This is a genomic window from Pseudomonas sp. D1-1 (assembly GCF_051132225.1).
GTDB lineage: Bacteria > Pseudomonadota > Gammaproteobacteria > Pseudomonadales > Pseudomonadaceae > Aquipseudomonas.
The window spans coordinates 433,299-458,225 of the sequence record NZ_CP071676.1 but is presented as its reverse complement, the minus strand read 5'-3'; the positions used below and the strand labels follow the sequence as shown (position 1 = coordinate 458,225).

General features: G+C 62.3%; 20 protein-coding genes. 9 read left to right on the top strand and 11 right to left on the bottom strand.

The window, feature by feature from the left end; all coding sequences use genetic code 11:
* Positions 1-209 precede the first annotated feature (209 nt).
* The 8 genes from J3P86_RS01995 to J3P86_RS01960 form a co-directional block, all read right to left on the bottom strand.
* Complete coding sequence (locus J3P86_RS01995) at positions 210-1,796, bottom strand: AAA family ATPase (protein WP_434626456.1); 1,587 nt, start codon at positions 1,794-1,796, stop codon at positions 210-212.
* A 10-nt stretch (positions 1,797-1,806) separates the two neighbouring features.
* A complete protein-coding gene (gene aroB / locus J3P86_RS01990) occupies positions 1,807-2,907 on the bottom strand; it encodes a 3-dehydroquinate synthase (protein WP_434626458.1) in 1,101 nt (366 codons plus the stop codon).
* Between the two features lie 138 nt (positions 2,908-3,045).
* Positions 3,046-3,564: a shikimate kinase AroK gene (aroK, locus tag J3P86_RS01985; RefSeq protein ID WP_181290818.1), complete on the bottom strand. Its 519-nt coding sequence runs from the start codon at positions 3,562-3,564 to the stop codon at positions 3,046-3,048.
* A gap of 4 nt (positions 3,565-3,568) precedes the next feature.
* The gene (pilQ, locus tag J3P86_RS01980) at positions 3,569-5,641 is read right to left on the bottom strand and encodes a type IV pilus secretin PilQ (protein ID WP_434626460.1); all 2,073 of its coding nucleotides are present in this window, start codon (positions 5,639-5,641) and stop codon (positions 3,569-3,571) included.
* On the bottom strand, positions 5,638-6,183 hold the full coding sequence (locus J3P86_RS01975; protein WP_434626461.1) for a pilus assembly protein PilP: 546 nt from the start codon (positions 6,181-6,183) through the stop codon (positions 5,638-5,640). The genes pilQ and J3P86_RS01975 overlap by 4 nt, the downstream gene beginning before the upstream one ends.
* Positions 6,180-6,803, bottom strand: coding sequence for a type 4a pilus biogenesis protein PilO (pilO, locus tag J3P86_RS01970; RefSeq protein ID WP_434602584.1), 624 nt, complete (start codon positions 6,801-6,803; stop codon positions 6,180-6,182). Before pilO ends, J3P86_RS01975 begins: the two co-directional genes overlap by 4 nt.
* The gene (locus tag J3P86_RS01965; protein WP_434626463.1) at positions 6,800-7,366 is read right to left on the bottom strand and encodes a PilN domain-containing protein; all 567 of its coding nucleotides are present in this window, start codon (positions 7,364-7,366) and stop codon (positions 6,800-6,802) included. Before J3P86_RS01965 ends, pilO begins: the two co-directional genes overlap by 4 nt.
* Positions 7,366-8,430, bottom strand: coding sequence for a pilus assembly protein PilM (locus tag J3P86_RS01960; RefSeq protein WP_434699322.1), 1,065 nt, complete (start codon positions 8,428-8,430; stop codon positions 7,366-7,368). The genes J3P86_RS01965 and J3P86_RS01960 overlap by 1 nt, the downstream gene beginning before the upstream one ends.
* 207 nt (positions 8,431-8,637) lie before the next feature.
* Between J3P86_RS01960 and J3P86_RS01955 the strand changes: the two genes are divergently transcribed.
* A complete protein-coding gene (locus J3P86_RS01955; protein WP_434700596.1) occupies positions 8,638-11,082 on the top strand; it encodes a penicillin-binding protein 1A in 2,445 nt (814 codons plus the stop codon).
* A 245-nt stretch (positions 11,083-11,327) separates the two neighbouring features.
* Here J3P86_RS01955 and J3P86_RS01950 read toward each other — a convergent pair whose 3' ends face one another.
* From J3P86_RS01950 to rpmE, 3 genes are all read right to left on the bottom strand, one after another.
* Positions 11,328-12,596 carry a malic enzyme-like NAD(P)-binding protein gene (locus tag J3P86_RS01950; RefSeq protein ID WP_434570160.1) on the bottom strand — a complete coding sequence of 423 codons (1,269 nt, stop codon included), beginning with the start codon at positions 12,594-12,596 and terminating at the stop codon, positions 11,328-11,330.
* Between the two features lie 177 nt (positions 12,597-12,773).
* On the bottom strand, positions 12,774-13,565 hold the full coding sequence (locus J3P86_RS01945; protein ID WP_434658334.1) for a thermonuclease family protein: 792 nt from the start codon (positions 13,563-13,565) through the stop codon (positions 12,774-12,776).
* A 41-nt stretch (positions 13,566-13,606) separates the two neighbouring features.
* Entirely contained in the window at positions 13,607-13,831 is a 225-nt protein-coding gene (gene rpmE / locus J3P86_RS01940) for a 50S ribosomal protein L31 (RefSeq protein WP_305497356.1), read from the bottom strand.
* Positions 13,832-14,119: 288 nt separating this feature from the next.
* Between rpmE and J3P86_RS01935 the strand changes: the two genes are divergently transcribed.
* From J3P86_RS01935 to phaZ, 8 genes are all read left to right on the top strand, one after another.
* On the top strand, positions 14,120-16,339 hold the full coding sequence (locus tag J3P86_RS01935) for a primosomal protein N' (protein WP_434699321.1): 2,220 nt from the start codon (positions 14,120-14,122) through the stop codon (positions 16,337-16,339).
* Positions 16,340-16,602: 263 nt separating this feature from the next.
* Positions 16,603-18,339 (top strand): arginine--tRNA ligase, encoded by a 1,737-nt coding sequence (gene argS / locus J3P86_RS01930; protein WP_434699320.1) that lies wholly within the window; start codon positions 16,603-16,605, stop codon positions 18,337-18,339.
* Between the two features lies 1 nt (position 18,340).
* A complete protein-coding gene (locus J3P86_RS01925) occupies positions 18,341-19,036 on the top strand; it encodes an SPOR domain-containing protein (RefSeq protein ID WP_186639635.1) in 696 nt (231 codons plus the stop codon).
* A 275-nt stretch (positions 19,037-19,311) separates the two neighbouring features.
* Complete coding sequence (gene hslV, locus J3P86_RS01920) at positions 19,312-19,842, top strand: ATP-dependent protease subunit HslV (RefSeq protein WP_003186641.1); 531 nt, start codon at positions 19,312-19,314, stop codon at positions 19,840-19,842.
* Between the two features lie 43 nt (positions 19,843-19,885).
* Positions 19,886-21,223: an ATP-dependent protease ATPase subunit HslU gene (gene hslU / locus J3P86_RS01915; RefSeq protein WP_305497360.1), complete on the top strand. Its 1,338-nt coding sequence runs from the start codon at positions 19,886-19,888 to the stop codon at positions 21,221-21,223.
* A 168-nt stretch (positions 21,224-21,391) separates the two neighbouring features.
* Positions 21,392-21,769: a gamma-butyrobetaine hydroxylase-like domain-containing protein gene (locus J3P86_RS01910; protein WP_434699319.1), complete on the top strand. Its 378-nt coding sequence runs from the start codon at positions 21,392-21,394 to the stop codon at positions 21,767-21,769.
* A 277-nt stretch (positions 21,770-22,046) separates the two neighbouring features.
* Positions 22,047-23,726: a class II poly(R)-hydroxyalkanoic acid synthase gene (gene phaC, locus J3P86_RS01905; protein WP_434570167.1), complete on the top strand. Its 1,680-nt coding sequence runs from the start codon at positions 22,047-22,049 to the stop codon at positions 23,724-23,726.
* Positions 23,727-23,988: 262 nt separating this feature from the next.
* The gene (phaZ, locus tag J3P86_RS01900) at positions 23,989-24,846 is read left to right on the top strand and encodes a poly(3-hydroxyalkanoate) depolymerase (protein WP_039592414.1); all 858 of its coding nucleotides are present in this window, start codon (positions 23,989-23,991) and stop codon (positions 24,844-24,846) included.
* Positions 24,847-24,927 lie beyond the last annotated feature (81 nt).

Sequence of the window (24,927 nt, the reverse complement as noted above, 5' to 3'; positions counted from 1 at the left end):
TGACGACGAACTGTCGCAAATCCATGTCGCATTTGTGAAAGGTTTAAAGCTATATGCTGTGCTAGTCAAAACTTTTTTGGGTTCGACCGCTACGACTCAAACACTACTGTGACGCAGACACCACAAGGCGCGCGGCCTGAAAGGTCGCCCGCCCTTGCGGAAATTTTGAGGTTGCCGGGAGAGGCGGCCTGGGTAAGGCCGCCGAATCATCAGCGAGTTGCTGCCAGTTCCTGTTGGACGCTGGCGACAGTGCGAGGCCAAGGTTTACCAGCCTGAACCTTCGCTGGCAAGGCCTTGATGGCGGAAACGGCTGCGTCACGATTGGCAAAGCTGCCGTAGGTGATGACATAAAGCGGCTTGCCGTTGAGCACTTTCTTGAAATAACGGTACTCGCCGCCCTGCTCCTTGACGAAGTTCTGCGCAGTGGCTTCGGAGCTGGTGCCGAGGATCTGCACCACGTAGTTGCCCGGTGCCTGACCTGCGTACCAGCTACCGCCCGTGGCTTTGGCCGGGGTGGCGGCAGGCTTGGCCGCAGGCGCCGGTGCTGGCTTGGCCGCTGGGGCGGCCGGGGTCGGGGCCGGCTTGGCGGTGGCGACCTGGGTAGGCGCAGGGGTCGGTTTGGCAGCCGGGGCAGGTGTCGGCGTCGGTGTCGGACCGGCCGGCACGCCCGCAGGTGGTGCGGTGGTGGTCACGGTTGGCGGTACGTCGCTGCTGTCATCGATCGGCGGCGGCGCGCCATCGTCGCCTTCGGTGATGCCCCCCGCGGCTTCTGCCAGAGGACCGCGCATGACCGGTTGCGACTGGCCGACCAGCGGCAGCGGCATCGGCTGGGTATTGCCGGCGAACTCCACCGCCGGCGCACCGCCGTTGGCTTGCGGAGTGCCCTGGCCGAGAGGCAGCTGTGCCTGTTCGTTGGCAGGTGCGCCGGTGGTCGGTGCCTTGTTGCGACCTGGCATCAGCCAGGCGGCGGCCACCGCAACCACGACAACGGCGGAAATCGCCAATACGTGTTTCTTCGGCATGTTGAACCCCATACTTGGACGCTTCACCGCTGAGCGGCTGGCGATCATGATTTCGATCAGAGCATCTCGGGCCACCTGGTTGATGTTGCCAGGCCAGCCGTCCGAGCTTTCGTGAATCTCAGAGATCTGATCCGCGGTGAAAAGTTCGATACCCCGGCCAGCCCCCTCCAGCCGCTGGGCCAGGTATTCACGGGTTTCTTCCTCGGTGTAGGGCGCGAGTTCGATAACGTGGAAACGCTCTTCCTCGAGCTCCAACTGGTCCAGCTCGGCGATCAGTGACGACTCACCGAACAGGAACACATGAGGACGGCCTTCCGGCGCGCCGGCAGCCAGGGCCAGCAGTGCCTCCAGGGCCGATTCGTCGAGTTGTTCGGCATCGTCCACCAGCAGGTAGACTTCCTGTCCGGTGAGCGCCAATTGTACGATCTGGTCGAGAATCGCGCCGATTTCCGCCTGGGCGACATTCAGAGCCTGGGCCACCTGGCGCAGCACACCCGCGGCATCACCCGCACCACGGGCCGATACCACCACGCTTTGCACCGACTGCTTGTTGGTACTGGCCACCAGGGCCTGGCGCAGCAAGGTCTTGCCACTGCCCTGGGGGCCGGTGACCACCAGCAGCAATTGGCTGTAGCGGGCCAGATGGTGCAACTGGCCCAGCACTGGCTTGCGTTGAGCAGGGAAAAACTTGAAGCCCGGGACCCGTGGAGCGAAAGGGTCATGACTCAATTGGAAATGGCCGAGGAACGCCTCGTCGGCATGCAGACTAGTCATCGGAATCTTATTAACCTTTAAGCTGAGCCAGGGCGCGGTAATCCGCTCCCAGCGTGGCCTGTAGAACCTCTTTCGGATAATCGTCGGTCACTACCGCTTCGCCCATGCGGCGCAGCAGCACCAGACGCAGACGACCGTCGATCACTTTTTTGTCGATTGCCATGTGTTCAAGAAAATCCGCCTCGGTCATTTCTTCCGGCGGAACCACCGGCAACCCGGCACGTTGAAACAGGCGAATACCACGATCGCGCTCCTGCTGGCTGATCCAACCCAGGCGCGCGGACATTTCCAGGGCCATGACCGTCCCTGCGGCAACGGCCTCACCGTGCAGCCAGACGCCATAGCCCATATGGGTTTCGATGGCATGACCGAAGGTATGGCCGAGGTTGAGCGTGGCCCGCACACCCGATTCGCGCTCATCGGCGCCGACGACGGCAGCCTTGGCTGCGCAAGAGCGCTCGATCGCGTAAGTCAGGGCCTGTTGATCCAGCGCACGCAGGCGGTCGACGTTTTCTTCGAGCCAGCCGAGGAACGGCTCGTCGCAGATCAGCCCGTACTTGATCACTTCAGCCAGGCCTGCGGACAGTTCACGGGCCGGCAACGTCTTGAGGGAGGCGGTGTCGATGAGCACCACGTTGGGCTGATAGAACGCGCCCACCATGTTCTTGCCCAGCGGATGGTTGATGCCGGTCTTTCCGCCCACGGACGAATCGACCTGCGATAGCAGCGTGGTAGGAATCTGGATGAAATCCACACCGCGTTGATAGCACGCCGCAGCGAACCCGGCCATGTCGCCGATCACGCCGCCGCCCAGGGCGATCACCGTGGTGCGACGATCATGACGTGCAGTCAGCAGACCGTCGAAGATCAATTGCAGGGTTTCCCAGTTCTTGAACGCTTCACCGTCGGGCAGTACGACGGAAATGACGGAAAAAGCCGACAGGCTGCGAGTCAGGCGTTCCAGGTACAAAGGAGCGACGGTTTCGTTGGTGATGATCGCGACTTGCCGTCCGGCGATATGCGGCGCCAGCAGTTCGGGCTGGTCGAGCAAGCCTTCGCCAATATGAATCGGGTAGCTGCGCTCGCCCAGGTCGACCTTAAGTGTCTGCATGTGTCCCCACAGTGAAGATGAAATCAGGCATCCCTACCTGCAATTAACGAAGTCCACGGTGTCTCAGTTAATGGCCATCCGCCACAACCCAGTCGAGCCAAAACGGGACGTCGAGGATAGCGCATTTCGCTCGGCGCATTAACGGGGTGGCAGTTGCTGAAGGCGATCGAGAATTTCCAGCACCACCATCCGTGGCGGCCGTTCATCGGTTTCGATGACCAGGTCGGCGATTTCCCGATACAGCGGATCACGCAATTCGAGCAGGTCCCGCAGCGTCTTGGCCGGGTCGGCGGTGCGCAACAGCGGCCGGTTGCGATCACGGGCGGTGCGACCCACCTGCTGTTCGACTGAAGCGTGCAGGTAGACCACCCGTCCGCCGGCATGCAGCGCCCGACGATTGGCCTCGCGCATGACCGCGCCGCCACCGGTCGCCAGCACCACGCCTTCGAAACCGCACAGCTCGGCAATCATCGCCTGCTCGCGGTCGCGAAAGCCCGGTTCGCCTTCCTTATCGAAGATCCATGGGATATTGGCGCCCGTGCGCAATTCAATTTCCTTGTCGGAATCTTTGAATGGCAGGCGCAGCTCTTTGGCCAGCAAACGACCGATGGTGCTTTTTCCAGCCCCCATCGGTCCAACAAGAATCAAATTTCGCACAGAATCAACGACTCACAGCAATCGCCTGGTTGTTCATGATACGCGGAGTGAGAAATACCAGCAGCTCGGATTTTTTCTCCGAAACCACATCACGCCGGAAAAGGCGGCCAAGATACGGCACATCGCCAAGAAATGGCACCTTATCTACAACCTTGCTCTGAGTATTTGAGAAAACGCCCCCAATCACAATGGTCTCGCCGTCGTTGACCAGCACCTTGGCGTTGACCTCGTTTTTCTTGATCGGCGGTACATCCTGGACCTTGTTCAGGTAGTCCGGCTCATCCTTGGTGACCTTGACCTCCATGATGATGCGGTTGTCCGGGGTTATCTGCGGCGTGACCTCAAGCGACAACGAGGCCTCCTTGAACGACACCGAGGTGGCGCCGCTGGAGCTGGCCTCCTGGTAGGGAATCTCCGTGCCCTTGAGGATTTTTGCCGTCTCCTTGTCGGAGGTCACCACCTTGGGCTGTGAGACGATTTCACCGTTGCCGGTTTTCTCCATGGCCGTCAGCTCAAGGTCGAGCAGGACGTTGTCGGTGATGAACGCGATACCGATCCCCGAGGTATTGCCAGAGGCGCCGAGGTCGACGAATGGCTGGTTGGTGCTGGTGCTGCCCGGCGTACCAATGGTGGTGGAATCACCGGTGGTCACCCCGGAAGAGTTCCAGTTGCCCTTGTTCTGTATCGAGCCCCCCCAGCGCACGCCCAGGCTTTTGTCGTAGTCGACGTTGGCCTCGACGATACGCGCCTCGATCATCACCTGGCGCACCGGGATATCCAGCTGCGCCACGATCCGGCGCAGTTCGTCGAGCCGGTCCTGGGTCTGGTAGGCGATGATGTTGTTGGTCCGCTCGTCGACCGTGATCGTGCCGCGCTCATCGGCCTTGGCCTCGGCACTGGTCACCGACTGGAAGAGCTTGGCGATGTCCGCCGCCTTCGCGTAGTTGACCTGCAGCAGTTCGCGGCGCAACGGGGCGAGGTCGGCAATCTGCTTTTGCGATTCCAGCTCCTGGCGTTCGCGGGCGGCGATCTCGTCAGCCGGTGCCACCAGCAGCACGTTACCTACTTTGCGCTTGTCGAGCCCCTTGGTCTTGAGCACCAGGTCCAGCGCCTGATCCCACGGCACGTTCTGCAACCGCAGGGTGATACCGCCCTGCACCGTATCGCTGGCCACCAGGTTGAGGTTGGTGAAATCGGCAATCAGCTGCAGTACCGAACGCACCTCGATGTCCTGGAAGTTCAGGGACAGTTTTTCGCCGTTATAGGCGGCTCGATCGGTATCGCGTTTTTGCAGGTCCTCGACGGTCATCGGCCGGACACTGACGGTCAGCTTGTTGTCGGTCTGGTAGGTCGAGTAATCGAAGGTTCCGCTGGGCTCGATGCTGATGGTGGCGCGATCGGAGGCGGCGCTGGCGTTGATGAACTGCACCGGGGTGGCGAAATCCTTGACGTCCAGGCGCACCCTCAGCGGCTCGGGCAACTGGGTCCTGGCGAAATCGAGGATGATCTTGCCTTCGCGCTCCTGGATGTCCGGGGCGATGGACGGATCGGACAAATCGATCACCACATTGCCTTCACCCTGGGTCCCGCGCTGGAAATCCACCCCGCGAATGGCTTTGCCCGCCGGGGCGCGAGCCCTGGCAGACACAGGGACGGTGGTCGCCGGGCGAGCGGGTTGGGCCGGGCTTCTCGATGTCGCGCCCTTGCCAACCACCACGAACAGATTGTTGCCCTCCACCCGCGTGTCATAGGGCGCCAGTTGCGTAAGGCCGATGATCAACCGGGTACGATCCCCCGCCTCGACCACGGTGGCGCTGCGGGCATTGCCACTGCCCAGGTCGCGGCTCTTGCTGGCCAGTTGGCTGGTCACCCCCTGCAGATCCAGCGCGATGCGGGCCGGTTGCTCGGTGGTATAACCACGGGGCTTGGGCGGCGGCCCGTCGAAAGTCAGCTTCAACTCGATCCGGTCCCCCGGTAACGCCGCGACATCCAGCGCTTTCAGGCTGGCGCCATGAACCACCGGCGACAACAACGCTATCCATAGCGAAATACCGAGGGCTGAAAAAATCCTGTTCATTGTTGGAGTTCCACTATTGAGTGCTCTTTCAAGGGAATGGTCCGCGGCCGCTCCAGCCAGGCGCCCTGGCCATCGGGAACGATTTCGACCACTTCAACCTGGGTGGCGCTGATAGCGATGATCCGCCCGTCGTTACGCCCCAGGTAATCTCCGACCTTCAGCCGGTGTACCCCACCAGCGCCACGCAACAGCGCAAAAGAGCCGCTGGCATTGGAGATCGTACCGACCATCTCGAATTGCTCGATGTTGAAGCCTTCCAGGTATTGCTTGACTCGGTTCGGGTCGGGGCGGACGTTGCGCGAGCCCTGCTGTCGACCAGCCTGATCGACTGGAACCTGCCGGGAAAAAGGGCTGCGCAAGTTGGCCGCGCTGTAGGTAAAGGTTTCGTGAGGCCTGAAGGTCGGCATTGGCTCGATCTTGCCGGGCGGGCGCAGGCGCATCTCGTTCATGTAGGCATCCAGGTCACTGAAACCGTTGTCGTTGTTGCACCCGGCCAGCGCAACCAGCCCGACCAGCAGACCCAGGCGGCAGACCGGCGTCATGGCTGCGCCTCCTGCTCGTTGTACCGGTAGGTCTTGGCCTGGATGTTCATGCGCAGCTTCGTCCCCGCCTCCGGCTCCATCGGCGCGATCTCGAAATCGTGCAGGGTGACGATCCGGGGCAACCCGGCTACGCCGCTGACGAAGGTCGCCAGGTCATGGTAGCCGCCGGTCACAGTGATCTGGATCGGCAACTCGATGTAGAACGGCTGGGTGACCTCCGGCAGCAACTTGATCTCCTCGAACTCCAGGCCGCTGCCCAGGCCGGTGCGGGTGATGTCCTCCAGCAGGCCCGGCACTTCAGTGTCACTGGGCAATTGGCGCAACAGCACGCCAAAGGAAGTTTCCATCTGCTTCATCTGCTCGGTATAGCGCTCCAGGTTCGCCGCCATGTGCGCCTTGCCGGCGAATTGCGCCTTGAGGGTGTTCTCCTCCTCACGGACCTGCTGCAGCTGGTTTTCCAGGTCACTGAGGGCAAAGTTGTAGCCCAGGCCGAGCACCAGGATCACTAGCATGATGCCGGCCAGCCACTTGACCGGCGTCGGCCATGAACCGACATTGTTGGTGTCCAGGTCACTGAGATCGATCTTGCGCAGCGCGTCGAACCACTCTGCCGGCTTCATTGGGCGTCCTCCGCATCGGCCGGACGGGTCTGGCGAACCGTCAGCTGGAAGACATTGGCCTGGTCGAGCTGGCCCGCCGTGGTGGCCTTGACCTCCGTCAGGCTGGGCGCATCGAACAGCTCCGACGAGTCGAGGTTGCGCATCAGGTCCGAGACCCGGTTGTTTGACGCCGCGGCCCCTTTGATGGAGAGCGTGCCCTCTTCCATTTTCACTTCAGTGAAAAACACCCCATCCGGCAGGGTCCGCGCCAGTTGATCGAAAATGCGCGCACTGACCGGCCGGTTGCCCTGCAAGTCCTGGATGATCCGCATGCGCTCCAACAGTTGCTGACGCCGAGCCTTCAGCTCGCTGATCTGCTTGATGCGCTCGTCCAGCACGGCGATTTCCCCGGTCAGATGGGCGTTGCGCGCCATTTGGTAGTCAATCTCGTTGCTCAGGTACTGTGCCGCCAGCAGCGTCAGCCCCACCGCACCGACCAGCGCCCCCACCAATGCCAGCAAAAAGCGCTTGCGCCGCTCTTCGCGCAGTTCTTCGCGCCAGGGAAGCAGGTTGATCCGAGCCATCAGTCGAAACTCCTGAGGGCCAGCCCGCAGGCAATCATCAGGGCTGGCGCATCACTGGCCAGGGCACCGGCATTGACCTTGCTGCTCAAGGCCATGTTGGTAAACGGGTTGGCCACCTGGGTAGGTGTGCCCAGGCGCTGCTCGATCAAACGGTCGAGGCCCGCGACCGAGGCCGTGCCTCCCGCCAGCAGGATGTGGTCCACTGCGCTGTACTGACCTGAAGCGAAGAAAAACTGCAGGGAACGCGACACTTGCTGCACCAGCGCTTCGCGAAACGGTTGCAGCACTTCGCCGAGATAGTCGTCCGGCAGGCCGCCCTGCTTTTTTGCCACGCCGGCCTGCTCCGGCGTCAGGCCATAACGGCGCTGGATTTCCTCGGTAAGCTGGCGCCCACCGAACAACTGCTCGCGGGTATAAATGATGCGCCCGTTGTGCAACACGCTGAGCGTGGTCATCGTGGCTCCGATGTCGATCACCGCCACGGTCAGGCGCTCCTGGGATGCCGCCAGCTGAGTGGCGAGCAGGCCGAACGCACGCTCCAGCGCGTACGCTTCCACATCGACCACCCGGGCCGTCAGCCCGGCAAGCGCCAGCGCCGCCTCGCGCACCTCGACATTCTCTTTGCGACAAGCCGCCAGCAGCACCTCGACACGCTCGGCGCTGCGAGGCGATACGCCGGCCACCTCGAAATCGATCGCCACTTCGTCCAGTGGATAAGGAATGTACTGGTCGGCCTCGATCTTGAGCTGGTTCTCCATGTCGTCATCGGACAGCCCGGCGTCCATCTCGATGGTCTTGGTGATAACCGCCGACCCCGCCACGGCCACCGCCACGTTGCGCAAGGGTGTCCTGGCCTTGGCCAGCACTCGTGAAAGCGCCTGGCCCACTCCTTCCAGCTCGGCGATGTTCTTTTCCACCACGGCATTGGCTGGCAACGGCTCGACAGCGTAGGACTCGACACGCAGACGATCGCCCTGACGGCTCAATTCGAGCAGCTTCACCGACGTCGAGCTGATGTCGATCCCCAGAAGTGTGTGGGCTTTTTTATTGAAGAGTCGTAGCACTACCAATTCCCTATGACTATCCGTGAGTTACGGACTCTCTAATATGAATTGCGTTCAATCCCCCCGGTCCGACGGACGTCCGGATGGCGTTTCCGACGAAAAAAAATGCTTATAATGCCCAGCGTTTTTTTCGCTTTGTTGCTGGCATGGGTCCTTCCCTGAACCTGGCGCCTTTTTCATTCTTTGCCTGGATATCCAAAAGCCTTGATTCGTCTGCTGAAATTTTTCGGATGGTCCATCGTCGCGGTTTTCTGCGGACTGCTCCTGGGTCTGAGTGGTGCCTTTCTTTACCTTAGTCCGGGATTGCCGTCCGTGGAGGCGCTGAGAAGTATTCAGTTGCAGATTCCTCTGCGGGTCTACAGCAGCGACAATAAATTGATCGCCGAATTTGGCGAAATGCGCCGCACGCCGATCCGTTTCGCCGACATTCCGCCCAATTTCATCAATGCGTTACTAAGTGCTGAAGACGACAACTTCGCCAACCACTATGGCGTTGATCCGGGCAGCCTGATGCGCGCCGCCAGCCAACTGGTCAAGAGCGGCCACATCCAGTCCGGCGGCAGCACCATCACCATGCAGGTCGCCAAGAATTTCTTCCTGACCAGCGAACGCAGCTTCTCGCGCAAGACCACCGAGATCCTCCTGGCCCTGCAGATCGAGCGGCAACTGACCAAGGATGAAATCCTCGAGCTGTACGTGAACAAGATCTACCTGGGCAACCGCGCCTATGGCATCGAGGCGGCGGCGCAGGTGTATTACGGCAAGTCGATCCGCGACGTGAGCCTGGCGCAGATGGCAATGATCGCCGGCCTGCCCAAGGCACCGTCACGTTTCAACCCGCTGGCCAACCCGGCACGCAGCAAGGAGCGTCGCGACTGGATCCTGGGGCGCATGTACAAGCTCGGCAAGATCAGCGAAGCCGACTACACCGCCGCGATCAACGAGCCCTTGAACGCCAGCTATCACGTACCGACTCCGGAAGTGAACGCCCCGTACATCGCCGAAATGGCCCGGGCCGAGATGGTCGGGCGCTATGGCAGCGACGCCTATACCGAAGGTTTCCGGGTCACCACCACGGTGCCGAGCAACCTGCAGGAAATGGCCAATACCGCGCTCCATGAAGGCCTGATGACCTACGACCAGCGCCACGGCTACCGTGGGCCGGAATCGCGCCTGCCAGGCAAGACCAAGGAAGCCTGGGCCCTGGAGCTGACCAAGCAGCGCACCATCAGCAGCCTGGAGCCGGCGATCGTCACTCAGGTGGACAAGGACGGCATCAAGGTCCTGACCCGCAATGGCGAGTCCGAAGAGCACGTGGCCTGGGACACCATGAAATGGGCCCGTCCGTTCCTCAATACCAACAGCATGGGCGCCAACCCGCGGCAGCCGTCGGACGTCGCTCAGGTCGGCGACCTGATCCGCGTACAGCGCCAGCCGGACAACTCCCTAAAGTTCAGTCAGATACCTGCCGCCCAAGGCGCGCTGGTGTCGCTGGACCCGCAGAATGGCGCGATCCGCTCGCTGGTGGGTGGTTTCGCCTTCGAGCAGAGCAATTACAACCGCGCCTTGCAGGCCAAGCGTCAACCGGGCTCGAGCTTCAAGCCGTTCGTCTACAGCGCTGCGCTGGATAACGGCTACACCGCCGCCAGCCTGGTCAACGATGCGCCGATCGTGTTTGTCGACGAGTACCTCGACAAGGTCTGGCGACCGAAGAACGACACCAATACCTTCCTCGGCCCGATTCGCCTGCGCGAAGCGCTGTACAAGTCCCGCAACCTTGTCTCGATCCGCCTGCTGCAGGCGCTGGGCGTGGACCGCACCATCGACTACATCAGCAAGTTCGGCTTCAACAAGCAGGACCTGCCGCGCAACCTGTCCCTGGCACTGGGCACCGCGACGCTGACGCCAATGGAAATCGCCACGGGTTGGAGCACCTTTGCCAACGGCGGCTACAAGATCACTCCGTACATCATCGACAGGATTGAAAGCCGCAACGGCGAAACGCTGTTTGTCGCCAACCCGCCACGAGTACCGACAGGCGAGCAGGCCAGCGACGGCGTCGCCGCCCCCGCCGCCGAGACCCTCACAGTCAAAGCAACTGGCGGCGAAGCCACCACCGCCCCTGGCGTACCGCAAGCGCCGGCAATCGCCGAACGCATCGTTGACGGCCGTACCACCTACATCCTCAACAGCATGCTGCAGGATGTGATCAAGCTCGGCACCGGCCGGCGCGCCCTGGCACTGGGTCGCACCGACCTGGCCGGCAAGACCGGTACCACCAACGAATCGAAGGATGCATGGTTCTCGGGCTACAACGGAGATTACGTGACCACCGTCTGGACCGGCTTCGACCAGCCCGAGAGCCTGGGTCGTCGCGAATTCGGCGGTACCGTGGCGCTGCCGATCTGGATGACCTACATGGGCGCCGCCCTCAAGGACCGGCCACCCCACACCCAGCCGGAACCGGAAGGCATCCTCAGCCTGCGGGTCGACCCGGCCAGCGGTCGCGCCGCCACCCCAGGCACGCCTGGCGCGTACTTCGAGCTGTTCAAGAGCGAAGACACGCCGCCGTCGGTCAATGAGCTGGGCAACGGTGTAGCGCCGGGCAGCCCGCTGCCGGCGGATGAGGCAGCGCCGATCGATCTGTTCTGACCGGACGCCACCGAAAAGCCCCGCCTTCGAGAGAAGCGCGGGGCTTTTTGATGTATCAGGTATTCTGAGACATTTAATCGACTGCACGTCCGCCTTCGCGAGCAGGCTCGCTCCCACAGGGATTGCATTCCAATGTGGGAGCGAGCCTGCTCGCGAAGAGGCCCTCGAATCTCACACCAAACCAAACTGACAAAAAAGCCCCGGCTCACACGAGCCGGGGCTTTTTGTTGAAGCGCTACAACGGCTTAGCCGTTGAACACGTCATCCACGCTCTTGAGCGGGTAGTTCTTCGGATACGGCAGGGTGGCCACGCCAGTCTCGATCGCGGCCTTGGCCACGGCGTCGGAGATCAGGGTGATCAGGCGCGCATCCATTGGCTTCGGAATGATGTACTCACGACCGAATTCCAGCTTGATGCCGCCATAGGCGTCACACACATCCTGAGGCACCGGCAGCTTGGCCAGTTCGCGCAGGGCGTTGGCGGCGGCGACTTTCATTTCTTCGTTGATGCGCTTGGCGCGAACGTCCAGGGCACCACGGAAGATGAACGGGAAGCCCAGGACGTTGTTGACCTGGTTCGGATAGTCCGAACGGCCGGTGGCCATGATCACGTCGCTGCGGGTGGCGTGAGCCAGTTCCGGGGAGATTTCCGGGTCCGGGTTCGAGCAGGCGAACACGATCGGGTTCGGCGCCATGCGCAGCAGGTTTTCCGGGCTCAGCAGGTTCGGACCCGACAGGCCGACGAACACGTCTGCACCGTCCAGCGCATCCGCCAGGGAGCGCTTGTCGGTCGCGTGGGCAAACACGGCCTTGTACTGGTTCAGGTCGTCACGGCCGGAGTGGATCACGCCGGTACGGTCAACCATGAAGATGTTTTCAATCCTGGCGCCCATGCTCACCAGCAACTTCATGCAGGAGATGGCCGCGGCACCCGCGCCCAGGCAGACGATCTTGGCTTCCGGCAGGGTCTTGCCGGCGATTTCCAGGGCATTGATCATGCCGGCTGCGGTCACGATCGCGGTGCCGTGCTGGTCATCGTGGAAAACCGGAATGTCGCACTGTTCGATCAGGGCGCGCTCGATCTCGAAGCACTCAGGTGCCTTGATGTCTTCCAGGTTGATGCCGCCGAAGGTGATGGAGATGCGCTTGACGGTGTCGATGAAGGCCTGCGGGCTTTCGGAATCGACTTCGATGTCGAACACGTCGATACCGGCGAAGCGCTTGAACAGCACGCCCTTGCCTTCCATGACCGGCTTGGAGGCCAGTGGGCCGAGGTTACCCAGGCCGAGAATCGCGGTGCCATCGGAAATGACTGCAACCAGGTTGCCCTTGCCGGTGTATTTGTAGGCCAGCTCAGGGTCGCGAGCGATTTCGCGTACTGGCTCGGCTACGCCGGGGCTGTAGGCCAGCGACAGGTCGCGGGCAGTGGCGGTGGCCTTGGTGAGCTCGACACTCAGCTTTCCTGGACGAGGATTAGCGTGATATTCGAGAGCGGCAGTTTTCAGATCAGACATGTGGGCATTCCGCTTTTTACTGTGTTGGACAGACGGACCGCCGAGGATACGCGCCTCGCAAAGTCCCTACAAGACTGACCAGTCACTGCTGTCAAGCGCCCTGCCCTACGACTTTGGGCCAAGAACCAGGAAACACAAGGGCTTCATGGATACAATAACGTCAAAAAATGTCTACAATTATTTCTGCCTGAGCACTGCCTGCAACATTGCCGGATCAGTCAGAGGCAACATCCACCGCGCCTGCCCGGGCCTGGCCGCACCGCGTCGAGAGCGATCGACAACCCAACCACGGGCCTCGATGGTCCGGCCTTCCAGGCCCTTGAGCATCGAAGCGTCAAAGCTTCGCTGCAGATTGGCCGCAATATGCAGGACAACCGAGCCTTGCAGCTCGATCCAGATCCCGCCGCGATTGCGTTGCACACTGTCTACGCGGCCGCTGACCAGCGCAAAACCGGGGGCCTTGATCTGCTCCGCGCGCACGACGGGTGACTTCTTCCATAGCCCCAGGCCGGCTTGCCGCGCCTTGCGCTCCGCCGCCTGCTGGCATTCGACCAGATCGACATTCGGCGCAACCGCAACCAGGTAACCCAGCCCCTCGGCAATCAATTGCTCTTCCAGGTTCCGACCCTGCTGGTCATAGACATGGGCCAGCGTGCGCCCGTAGTCGTCCCGGTCGTCCTTGCCAGGCGACACCCTGACCCGACCGGCGCTGGCAGCCACCAGTGCCTCGAGCCGCTGGCGCGCCGCCACGGCAAACGGCTCGTCCGCACGCCCGCGCTTTCCCAGTTCCGGACTGTTGAGACCGATCATGCGGATGCGACGACCGTCGCTGAGGTACAAGGTGTCGCCATCGACCACCCGTTGCACGGCCACGTCGGGCAGTCCATCCGGGAACGGGCACGCCGCCTGGGCACCACAGAGCCAAATCGCAGACACAAAAAAGGCGCCCGCTAGGGACGCCTTTTTCATCAGCCTGGAATAGCCGGAACGACTTTCCAAGATGATCAGCCTCAGGCTTTTGGAGTAACTTTGCCGAAAGCACCGAAACGATCGGCGAACTTCTGAACACGGCCGCCGGTATCCAGAGTCTTTTGCTTACCGGTGTAGAACGGGTGGCATTCATTGCAAACGTCGATCGCCAGGGCTTTGCCGTAGGTCGAACGCGTTTCGAACTTGTTGCCGCAGCTGCAGGTTACGGCCACAACTGGGTAGTCCGGATGGATATCGGTTTTCATGGTGTTTTCCTCAGGCTAGCGTGCCGCCACCCAACACTATTGTTGAATACCGCACGTAATTAGGCCGCGGATTCTACCAGACAAGATTAATCACGCAAGCTACAACTTGTACCAACCGTCTGCTAGGCTCGCGCCCTCAGCACAATCCCTGTGGGAGCGAGCTTGCTCGCGATAGCGGTCTGGCATTCAACGTCAATGCAAACTGACCCGCCGCCATCGCGAGCAAGCTCGCTCCCACATTGAATCGCGCTCAGCCTCGCGAATTTATCCGCCTACCGAGATCCCCGCGTGCCCGACGCCATCCTGCGCCTCGCCCTGCCATCGCCCCTGCGACGTCTGTTCGACTACCGTGCCCCAGCCGGGGTAACACGCGCCCAGTTGCAGCCGGGCATGCGCCTGCGGGTGCCGTTCGGCCGGCGGGAAATGATCGGGATCCTGGTGGAAGTCACCGATCACAGCGAAGTGCCGGTCGACAAGCTCAAACCGGCCCTGGCGCTGCTCGACGCCACGCCACCGCTGCCCGCGGCGCTGTTCAAGCTGTGCCTGTGGACCGCACAGTATTATCAGCACAGCCTGGGCGACACCTTGAGCTGGGCGTTACCGGTGCTGTTGCGCCAGGGCGAACCGGCCGAGGCACGCCAGGAGCGATTCTGGTCGGTGACGCCGGGCGCTTCGCTGGATGACCCGCGCATCGCCCGCGCACCGCGCCAACGCGAGGCCCTGGCGACCCTGGCCCAGCATCCCCATGGGGTAGCGCACCAGCTGTTGAGCAAGTTGATGCTCAGCAAGGACAGCCTTGACCTGCTGCTGGCCAAGAATCTCGTCCAGGTAGAAGTCCGCCGGCACGCCCCCGACGCGCGCCACGAACACTGGCTGGCCCAGCCGGAACTGCCGCTCAACGCCGAACAGCGGACCGCTTGCGAGGCGATTCGCGCGGGTTTCGACAGTTATCACGCCTTTCTGCTGGCGGGAGTCACCGGCAGCGGCAAGACCGAGGTCTACCTGCAACTGATCCGTCAGACCCTCGAAGCCGGCAAGCAGGCTTTGGTGCTGATTCCGGAAATCAACCTGGGCCCGCAGACCCTGGCGCGCTTCGAGCAGCGCTTCAATGCGCGCATCGCCCTGGTGCATTCGGCGGTCAACGACCGCGAGCGCCTGGAAGCCTGGCTCGCCGCGCGCGACGGCGAGGCCGACATCATCATCGGCACCCGCTCGGCGCTGTTCACGCCGATGAAAAACCCCGGCTTGATCATCATCGATGAAGAACACGACGGCTCCTATAAACAGCAGGAAGGCCTGCGCTACCACGCCCGTGACCTGGCGCTGGTGCGGGCTCGCCAGGAAAACATCCCGATCGTGCTCGGCTCGGCCACGCCCTCCCTGGAAAGCCTGCACAACGCCTACACCGGCCGCTATGGCCTGCTGCGCCTCAACGAACGGGCCGGCGGCGCCAAGCAGCCGCGCTTCCTGCGCCTGGATGTGAAAAGCCGCCCGCTGGACAGCGGCATTTCCGGACCGATGCAGCAAGCCATCGGCCAGACCCTTGCCGCTGGGCAGCAGGTGCTGGTGTTTCTCAACCGCCGGGGGTTCGCCCCGACCCTGCTGTGCCATGACTGCGGCTGGATGTCCGGCTGCGAACGCTGCGACGCGCGGATGACCGTGCATCAGCGCTACGGCGAACTGCGCTGTCACCATTGCGGACACTCCGAGCCGGTACCGAGGCACTGCCCGCAATGCGGGAAAGTGGACCTGCGTCCGGTAGGCGCCGGCACCGAGCGCGCCGAGGAGCGGCTGGGCATCCTGTTTCCTGATTACCCGGTGCTGCGGGTGGATCGCGACAGCACCTCGCGCAAGGATGCGATGAATCAGCTGTTCGCCACGATCCAGAAGGGCCAGCCGTGCATCCTGGTGGGCACGCAGATGCTCGCCAAGGGGCATCACTTCCCGCGCGTGACGCTGGTATCGATCCTGGATGCCGACGGTGGGTTGTTTTCCGGTGACTTCCGCGCGAGCGAGCGCATGGCGCAGCTGATCGTCCAGGTCGCAGGTCGCGCCGGACGGGCCGAGGAGCCGGGCAAAGTGATTATCCAGACCCACCTGGCCGACCACCCGCTGCTGATCCAACTGACCGAGCAGGGCTACTTCGCCTTCGCCGAGCAGGCCTTGAGCGAACGTCGCGCCGCCGGGCTGCCGCCGTTCGCCCATCTGGCGCTGCTGCGGGCCGAGGCCCACAAGCCAGGACAGGCCGAAGGCTTCCTGGACGAAGCGTGCAGCGAGGCCGAGCGCCTGCTGGCGGAACAGAGCCTCAGCGGGATCGAACTATTGGGCCCGGTGCCGGCTCCGATGGAACGGCGGGCGGGACGTTATCGCGCACAGCTTTTATTACAGGCCAATGCCCGCGCACCGCTGCATCGGTTGCTGAGCGCCTGGTTGCTGGTACTGGAACAACTGCCCAGCGGGCGGTCGGTGCGCTGGTCGCTGGATGTGGATCCGGTGGATTTGTATTAATGGAACGCTAACCTGGCCCTTGTGGGAGCGAGCTTGCTCGCGATGGCGGCGGATCAGCTTGCATGAATATTGAATGCCAGACCGCTATCGCGAGCAAGCTCGCTCCCACAGGGGATTGCGTACATCCAAGCCAGCAAGAATAGTCGCCGCACATACCCGCCCGACCCGCTACAGTTGGCAAGCTCGCCCGCGCCACGGATAATGCCCAGTTTTTCCACCAGCGCATCGAAGCGCCGCCGCGCCTGCGGTTGAAAGAGAAGACCATGAAAGACACCATTCGCCAGCTTATCCAGCAAGCCATCACCCAACTCGTCACTGAAGGTGTGCTGCCAGAAGGCCTGTCGCCGGCGATTCAGGTCGAGAACACCCGCGACAAGACCCACGGTGACTTTGCCAGCAACATCGCGATGATGCTCGCCAAACCGGCCGGCATGAAACCTCGCGACCTGGCGGAAAAGATCATCGCCGCATTGCCGGCCGACGAAAACGTCACCAAGGCCGAAATTGCCGGCCCCGGGTTCATCAACTTCTTCCAGAATACCCAGGCGCTGGCCTCGCGGCTGGACGCGGCCCTGGCCGACGAGCGCCTCGGCGTACGCAAGGCCGGCCCGTTGCAGCGCACCGTGGTCGACCTGTCGGCCCCCAACCTCGCCAAGGAAATGCACGTCGGCCACCTGCGCTCGACCATCATTGGCGATGGCGTGGCGCGCGTCCTGGAGTTTCTCGGTGACACGGTGATCCGCCAGAACCACGTCGGCGACTGGGGCACCCAGTTCGGCATGCTGATGGCCTACCTGCAGGAAAACCCGATCACCAGCGACGAGCTCTCGGACCTGGAAAACTTCTACCGCGCCGCCAAGCAACGCTTCGACGAGTCGCCCGAGTTCGCCGACCGCGCCCGTGGCCTGGTGGTCAAGCTGCAGGCTGGCGATGCCGAGTGCCTGGCGCTGTGGACAAAGTTCAAGGACATCTCGCTGTCCCACTGCCAGAAGATATACGAGCTGCTGAACGTCAAGCTGAGCATGGCCGACGTAATGGGCGAAAGCGCCTACAACGACGACCTGATCAACGTGGTCAACGACCTCCGGGCCAAAGGCATGCTGGTGGAAAGCAACGGCGCCCAGTGCGTGTTCCTCGACCAGTTCAAGACCGCCGATGGCGAGCCGCTGCCGGTGATCATCGTCAAGGCTGACGGTGGCTACCTCTACGCCACCACTGACCTGGCGGCCGTGCGTTATCGCAACGGCGTGCTGAAGGCCGATCGGGTCCTGTATTTCGTCGACCAGCGCCAGGCCCTGCACTTCCAGCAGGTGTTCGAAGTGGCCCGTCTGGCCGGTTTCGTGACCCATCCGATGGAAATGGAACACATGGGGTTCGGCACCATGAACGGCGCCGATGGTCGCCCGTTCAAGACCCGCGATGGCGGCACGGTGAAGCTGATCGACCTGCTGACCGAAGCCCAGGACCGTGCGTACACTCTGGTCAAGGGCAAGAACCCGGAGCTGGCCGAAGACGAACTGCGCAAGATCGCCAAGGTGGTCGGCATCGACGCGGTGAAATATGCCGACCTGTCGAAGCACCGCGCCAGCGACTACAGCTTCAACTTCGACCTGATGCTCAACTTCGAAGGCAACACCGCTCCGTACCTGCTGTACGCCTACACCCGTGTGGCGGGCGTGTTCCGCAAGCTCGGCAAGGGCTTCGACGAAATCGAGGGCCAGATCGTCCTCGAAGCCGCCCATGAACAGGAGCTGGCGGCCAGGCTGGCGCAGTTCGGCGAAGTCCTGAACAACGTGGCCGACAAGGGCACGCCGCACACCTTGTGCGCCTACCTGTACGACGTCGCCGGGCTGTTTTCCAGCTTCTACGAGAACTGCCCGATGCTCAACGCCGAGACCCCGGCACAAATGCAGAGCCGCCTGCGCCTCGCCGCGCTGACCGGGCGCACGCTCAAGCAAGGCCTGGAACTGCTGGGCCTGGAAACGCTGGAGCGCATGTAACTTGGCCGCCAAGAAAAAACCTGCACCCAAACGCGGCGCCAGTCGTTACCAGCCTCCGGCCAAACAGCCGATTCCGGGCTGGTTGTGGATGGCGATCGGCCTGACTGTCGGCGCATTCATCGTATTCCTGATGAAGCTGGAACCGGGCCAGGGCGATGACGTCAAGCGTGTTCGGCAAGAGCAGCAGAAAGCCACGCGGATCGCCGAGGCCAACAAGACCCCGCCGAGCCCGACACAACCGGTGAAGCCGAAATACGACTTCTACACCTTGCTCCCGGAATCGGAGGTCATCGTGCCGCCCGATGCGGTGCCGGAGAAGACCCTGCCGACGCCGCAGGTGCCGACCACGCCAGTGACCCCAGCCGAAGCGGCGAAGATCGACACCGCCCGCGCCCAGGCCGCCCTGGCCGGCATTACGCCGCCACCGGCCCCGCCGGTGCAGAAGGCCGCGCCGGTGACAAAATTCTTCCTGCAGGCCGGCTCGTTCCGCAAGGAAGCCGACGCCGACAAGGTCCGGGCGCAGATCATTCTGCTGGGCCAGTCGGTGTCGGTGGAGTCCGGAACGGTGAAGGACGAAACCTGGTATCGCGTACTGGTCGGACCGTTCAGCAACCGCGAAGAACTGACCAAGGCCCAGAAACAACTGGCTGGCAGCGGTTTCAGCAACCTGTTGTTACAACAACGTCAAAGCCGCTAGGCACACTGACACAAACCCTGTGGCGAGGGGATTTATCCCCGCTGGGCTGCGAAGCGGCCCCAAAAGCTTGAGGGAGTCAACTCAGTCGCACCGAAGCGGCAGGCTTTTAGGGCCGCTTCGCGCCCCAGCGGGGATAAATCCCCTCGCCACAGGATCGTGGAACATTCACAACACACCACTCATCCCCTCCCCCGCCCCGCAGTTGAAAAACCCCACGCCACCCCCATATGTGTTCCATCCGGGCATTTTCGCCCCGCTGCGTGGAGACTCTTCCCTTGACCACCATCGTTTCAGTCCGCCGTCACGGCAAAGTCGTCATGGGCGGCGACGGCCAGGTTTCATTGGGCAACACCGTGATGAAAGGCAACGCGAAGAAAGTCCGCCGCCTGTATCACGGCCAGGTCATCGCCGGTTTCGCCGGGGCCACCGCCGACGCCTTCACCCTGTTCGAGCGTTTCGAAGGGCAACTTGAAAAACATCAGGGTCACTTGGTCCGTGCAGCCGTCGAGCTGGCCAAGGAATGGCGCACCGACCGCTCCCTGAGCCGCCTCGAAGCCATGCTTGCGGTGGCCAACAAGGATGCTTCCTTGATCATTACCGGCAACGGCGACGTGGTTGAACCGGAAGACGGCCTGATCGCCATGGGTTCCGGTGGCGCCTACGCCCAGGCTGCCGCCAGCGCCCTGCTGAAAAAGACCGACCTTTCGGCTCGCGAGATCGTCGAGACTGCCCTGGGCATCGCCGGCGACATCTGCGTCTTCACCAACCACACCCAGACCATTGAGGAGCAGGACCTCGCGGAGTAAGCCCTTCCAGGCCCAGACTCCCGCTTGAGGACCGCCAATTATTATGTCCATGACTCCCCGCGAAATCGTCCACGAACTCAATCGCCACATCATCGGCCAGGACGATGCCAAGCGCGCCGTCGCCATCGCCTTGCGTAACCGCTGGCGCCGGATGCAACTGCCGGAAGAACTGCGCGTCGAAGTGACCCCCAAGAACATCCTGATGATCGGCCCGACCGGTGTCGGCAAGACCGAGATCGCCCGGCGCCTGGCCAAGCTCGCCAACGCGCCATTCATCAAGGTCGAAGCCACCAAGTTCACCGAAGTCGGCTACGTGGGCCGCGATGTCGAGTCGATCATTCGTGACCTGGCCGATGCGGCGATCAAGCTGCTGCGCGAACAGGAAATCACCAAGGTTCGCCATCGCGCCGAAGACGCCGCGGAGGAGCGCATTCTCGATGCCCTGCTGCCACCGGCGCGCATGGGCTTCAACGCCGACGCCGCCACGACCCAGGACTCCAACACCCGCCAGCTGTTCCGCAAACGCCTGCGCGAAGGCCAGCTGGACGACAAGGAGATCGAGATCGAGGTGGCCGAAATGGCCGGCGTCGACATTTCCGCGCCGCCAGGCATGGAAGAAATGACCAACCAGTTGCAGAGCCTGTTCGCCAACATGGGCAAGGGCAAGAAGAAAAGCCGCAAGCTCAAGGTCAAGGAAGCGCTGAAGCTGGTGCGCGATGAAGAAGCCAGTCGCCTGGTCAACGAAGAGGAGCTGAAGGCCAAGGCCCTGGAAGCGGTCGAGCAGCACGGCATCGTGTTCATCGACGAAATCGACAAGGTCGCCAAGCGCGGCAATGTCGGCGGCGCCGACGTTTCCCGCGAAGGCGTGCAACGCGACCTGCTGCCGTTGATCGAAGGCTGCACGGTGAACACCAAGCTGGGCATGGTCAAGACCGACCACATCCTGTTCATCGCCTCCGGTGCGTTCCACCTGAGCAAGCCGAGCGACCTGGTGCCTGAGCTGCAAGGCCGCTTGCCAATCCGGGTCGAACTCAAGGCGCTGTCGCCGGAAGACTTCGAGCGCATCCTGAGCGAGCCCCATGCATCGCTGACCGAACAATACTGCGCGCTGCTCAAGACCGAAGGCCTGAACATCGAGTTCGCACCAGAAGGCATCAAGCGTCTGGCGCAGATCGCCTGGCAGGTCAACGAGAAGACCGAGAACATCGGTGCCCGGCGCCTGCACACGCTGCTTGAACGCCTGCTTGAGGAAGTCTCGTTCAGCGCCGGCGACCTGGCCAGCGCCCACAACGAAGCGCCGATCATCATCGACGCCGAATACGTCAACAGCCACCTCGGCGAGCTGGCGCAGAACGAAGACCTGTCGCGGTATATCCTGTAGGCCACCGACAGGTTTCCCCGGAACCTGTGGGAGCGAGCTTGCTCGCGATGGCGGCATAACATTCAACCCTTGTGTTGACTGTCAAACCGCTATCGCGAGCAAGCTCGCTCCCACATGGACCGCGTCGTTTTGGAGATCAACGCGTCCTTCAGAGACGGATCACAGGCCATGACCAGACTCCCCACCGCCATCAACCTGCACAAAGCCTCCAAGACCCTGACGCTCAGATACGCGCCGGACGAGGAGTATCACCTGCCCGCGGAATTCCTGCGGGTGCACTCGCCTTCGGCCGAGGTCCAGGGCCACGGCAAACCTATCCTGCAATACGGCAAGCTCGGCGTCGGCCTGACCAAGGTCGAACCGGCCGGCCAATACGCACTGAAACTGACCTTCGACGATGGCCATGACAGCGGATTGTTCACCTGGGACTATCTGTACCAGCTGGCGGTGCGCCAGGAAGACCTGTGGAACGATTATCTCGCCGAACTCAAGGCGGCCGGAAAAACCCGCGACCCGAATGCGTCCGTCGTCAAGCTGATGCTCTAGCTCAAGGGCTGGCGCATTAGGGCGAATTTTCTAGACTCATCTGCTTGAATGCCTGCGCGGCAACGTCAATGACTGGCCTGCTTGCGAAAAAAATTAAACTCGGGTAACCAATGGAGCTGGCAAGTTCCCTGCAAAGGAACCGGCGAGTTCCTGGCACACGTTTCCTCATTGCCCTCGATGCGGAATTAATGGTCACCCCGAGCAGCGTACCTGGTATTGGCCTTGCGCTTCTGGCACGGTCCCCGGTACTCGTCTGAAGGACAATGGAGCGTCGTAGATGAGCAACAAGAACAACGATGAGTTGAAGTACCAAGCTTCGGAAAACACCCTGGGCTTGAATCCCGTCGTCGGCTTGCGCAGGAAAGACCTGCTGGCCTCTGCCCGGATGGTGCTGACCCAGACCATCAAACAACCGCTGCACAGCGTCAAGCACGTCGCCCATTTCGGCGCTGAATTGAGGAAAGTCCTGTTCGGCAAATCCGAGTTGCAGCCCGCCAGTGATGACCGTCGTTTCAACGACCCGGCGTGGAGCCAGAACCCGCTCTACAGACGTTATCTGCAAACCTATCTGGCGTGGCGCAAGGAGCTGCACGCCTGGATCGACGACAGCAGCCTCTCGCCCCAGGACATCAGCCGTGGGCACTTCGTGATCAACCTGATGACCGAAGCCATGGCCCCGACCAACTCGGCGGCCAACCCGGCGGCGGTCAAGCGCTTCTTCGAAACCGGCGGCAAGAGCCTGCTCGATGGCCTGTCCCACCTGGCCAAGGACCTGGTGCACAACGGCGGAATGCCGAGCCAGGTGGACATGGGTGCGTTCGAAGTCGGCAAGAGCCTGGGCGTGACCGAAGGCGCGGTAGTCTTTCGCAATGACGTGCTGGAGCTGATCCAGTACCGCCCCATCACCGAGCAGGTCCATGAGCGACCATTGCTGGTGGTGCCGCCGCAAATCAACAAGTTCTACGTATTCGACCTGAGCCCGGACAAGAGCCTGGCGCGCTTCTGCCTGCGCAGCAACGTGCAGACTTTCATCATCAGTTGGCGCAACCCCACCAAGGCGCAGCGCGAGTGGGGCCTGTCGACGTACATCGAAGCGCTCAAGGAAGCGGTGGATGTGGTCACGGCCATCACCGGCAGCAAGGACGTGAACATGCTGGGCGCCTGCTCGGGCGGCATCACCTGCACCGCCCTGCTCGGCCATTACGCCGCGCTGGGGGAGAAAAAGGTCAATGCCCTGACCCTGCTGGTGAGTGTGTTGGACACCACCCTGGACACCGACGTGGCGCTGTTCGTCGACGAGCAGACCCTGGAAACGGCCAAGCGCCATTCCTACCAGGCCGGCGTCCTTGAAGGCCGCGACATGGCCAAGGTGTTCGCCTGGATGCGGCCCAATGACCTGATCTGGAACTACTGGGTGAACAATTACCTGCTGGGCAACGAGCCGCCGGTGTTCGACATCCTGTTCTGGAACAACGACACCACGCGACTCCCGGCGGCGTTCCATGGCGACCTCATCGAGATGTTCAAGAACAACCCGCTGATCCGCCCCAACGCACTGGAAGTGTGCGGCACGCCGATCGACCTCAAGCAGGTCAGCGCCGATATCTTTTCCCTGGCCGGCACCAACGACCACATCACGCCGTGGAAGTCCTGCTACAAATCGGCGCAGCTGTTCGGCGGCAAGGTTGAATTCGTGCTGTCGAGCAGCGGTCACATCCAGAGCATTCTCAACCCGCCGGGCAATCCAAAGTCCCGCTACATGACCAGCGAAGACATGCCGGCCAAGGCCGAGGACTGGATGGAAAACTCCACCAAGCACACCGACTCGTGGTGGCTGCACTGGCAAGCCTGGCAGGCCGAACGCTCGGGCAAGCTGAAGAAGGCCCCCACCGTGCTGGGCAACAAGACGTATGTGGCCGGGGAAGCGGCGCCGGGCACTTATGTGCATGAGCGGTAAAGAACTGCAACTCGTCCGCTGCGGGGGTGAGCTTGCTCACGAATACATTCCCGCAGCCGACATGGACATGTAAGGCCCACAGCGCTGGTGAACACAGACTCAGGTTCACAGCAGATCCAATGTGGGAGCGAGCCTGCTCGCGATTGCGGTGTGTCAGCACACATTGATGTTCGGATGTACCGCAGTCATCGCGAGCAGGCTCGCTCCCACAGGAGATCGGGGAAAAATGAAAGACCGCGACCCAACCCACAGGGCTTGAAGCATGCCGCAACCGTACATTTTCCGTACCGTCGACCTGGATGGCCAGACCTTGCGCACCGCGGTACGTCCCGGCAAGCCTCACTTGACGCCGCTGCTGATTTTCAACGGCATCGGCGCCAACCTGGAGCTGGTCTTCCCGTTCATCGAGGCCCTGGACCCGGACCTGGAAGTGATCGCCTTCGATGTGCCCGGGGTCGGCGGTTCGTCGACGCCGAGCCGGCCGTATCGTTTTCCGGGCCTGGCCAAGCTTACCGCGCGGATGCTCGATTACCTCGACTATGGGCAGGTCAACGTGATCGGTGTGTCCTGGGGCGGCGCCCTGGCCCAGCAGTTCGCCCATGATTATCCGGAGCGCTGCAAGAAGCTGGTGCTCGCCGCCACGGCCGCCGGCGCGGTGATGGTGCCGGGCAAGCCGAAGGTGCTGTGGATGATGGCCAGTCCCCGACGCTACGTGCAGCCGTCCCATGTGATGCGCATCGCGCCGCTGATCTACGGCGGCTCGTTCCGCCGCGACCCAAGCCTGGCGGCTCGTCACGCGGCCAAGGTACGTTCGGCGGGCAAGCTCGGTTATTACTGGCAACTGTTCGCGGGCCTCGGCTGGACCAGCATCCATTGGCTGCACAAGATCCACCAGCCGACCTTGATCCTGGCCGGGGATGACGACCCGCTGATCCCCCTGATCAACATGCGCATGCTGGCCTGGCGCATCCCCAATTCGCAGTTGCACATCATCGATGACGGCCACCTGTTCCTGATCACCCGGGCCGAGGCCGTGGCGCCGATCATCATGAAATTCCTCGAGGAAGAACGGCAGCGCGCGGTCATGCACCCGCATCCCGCGCCGCTGGGTGGCGGCTGACATCGCCCATTTGCGCCTGGCAGGACGCCGGATCGCGCAACTACCCGAAACAGCGACTATGTTGTCTGGTTCGGTGTGTTT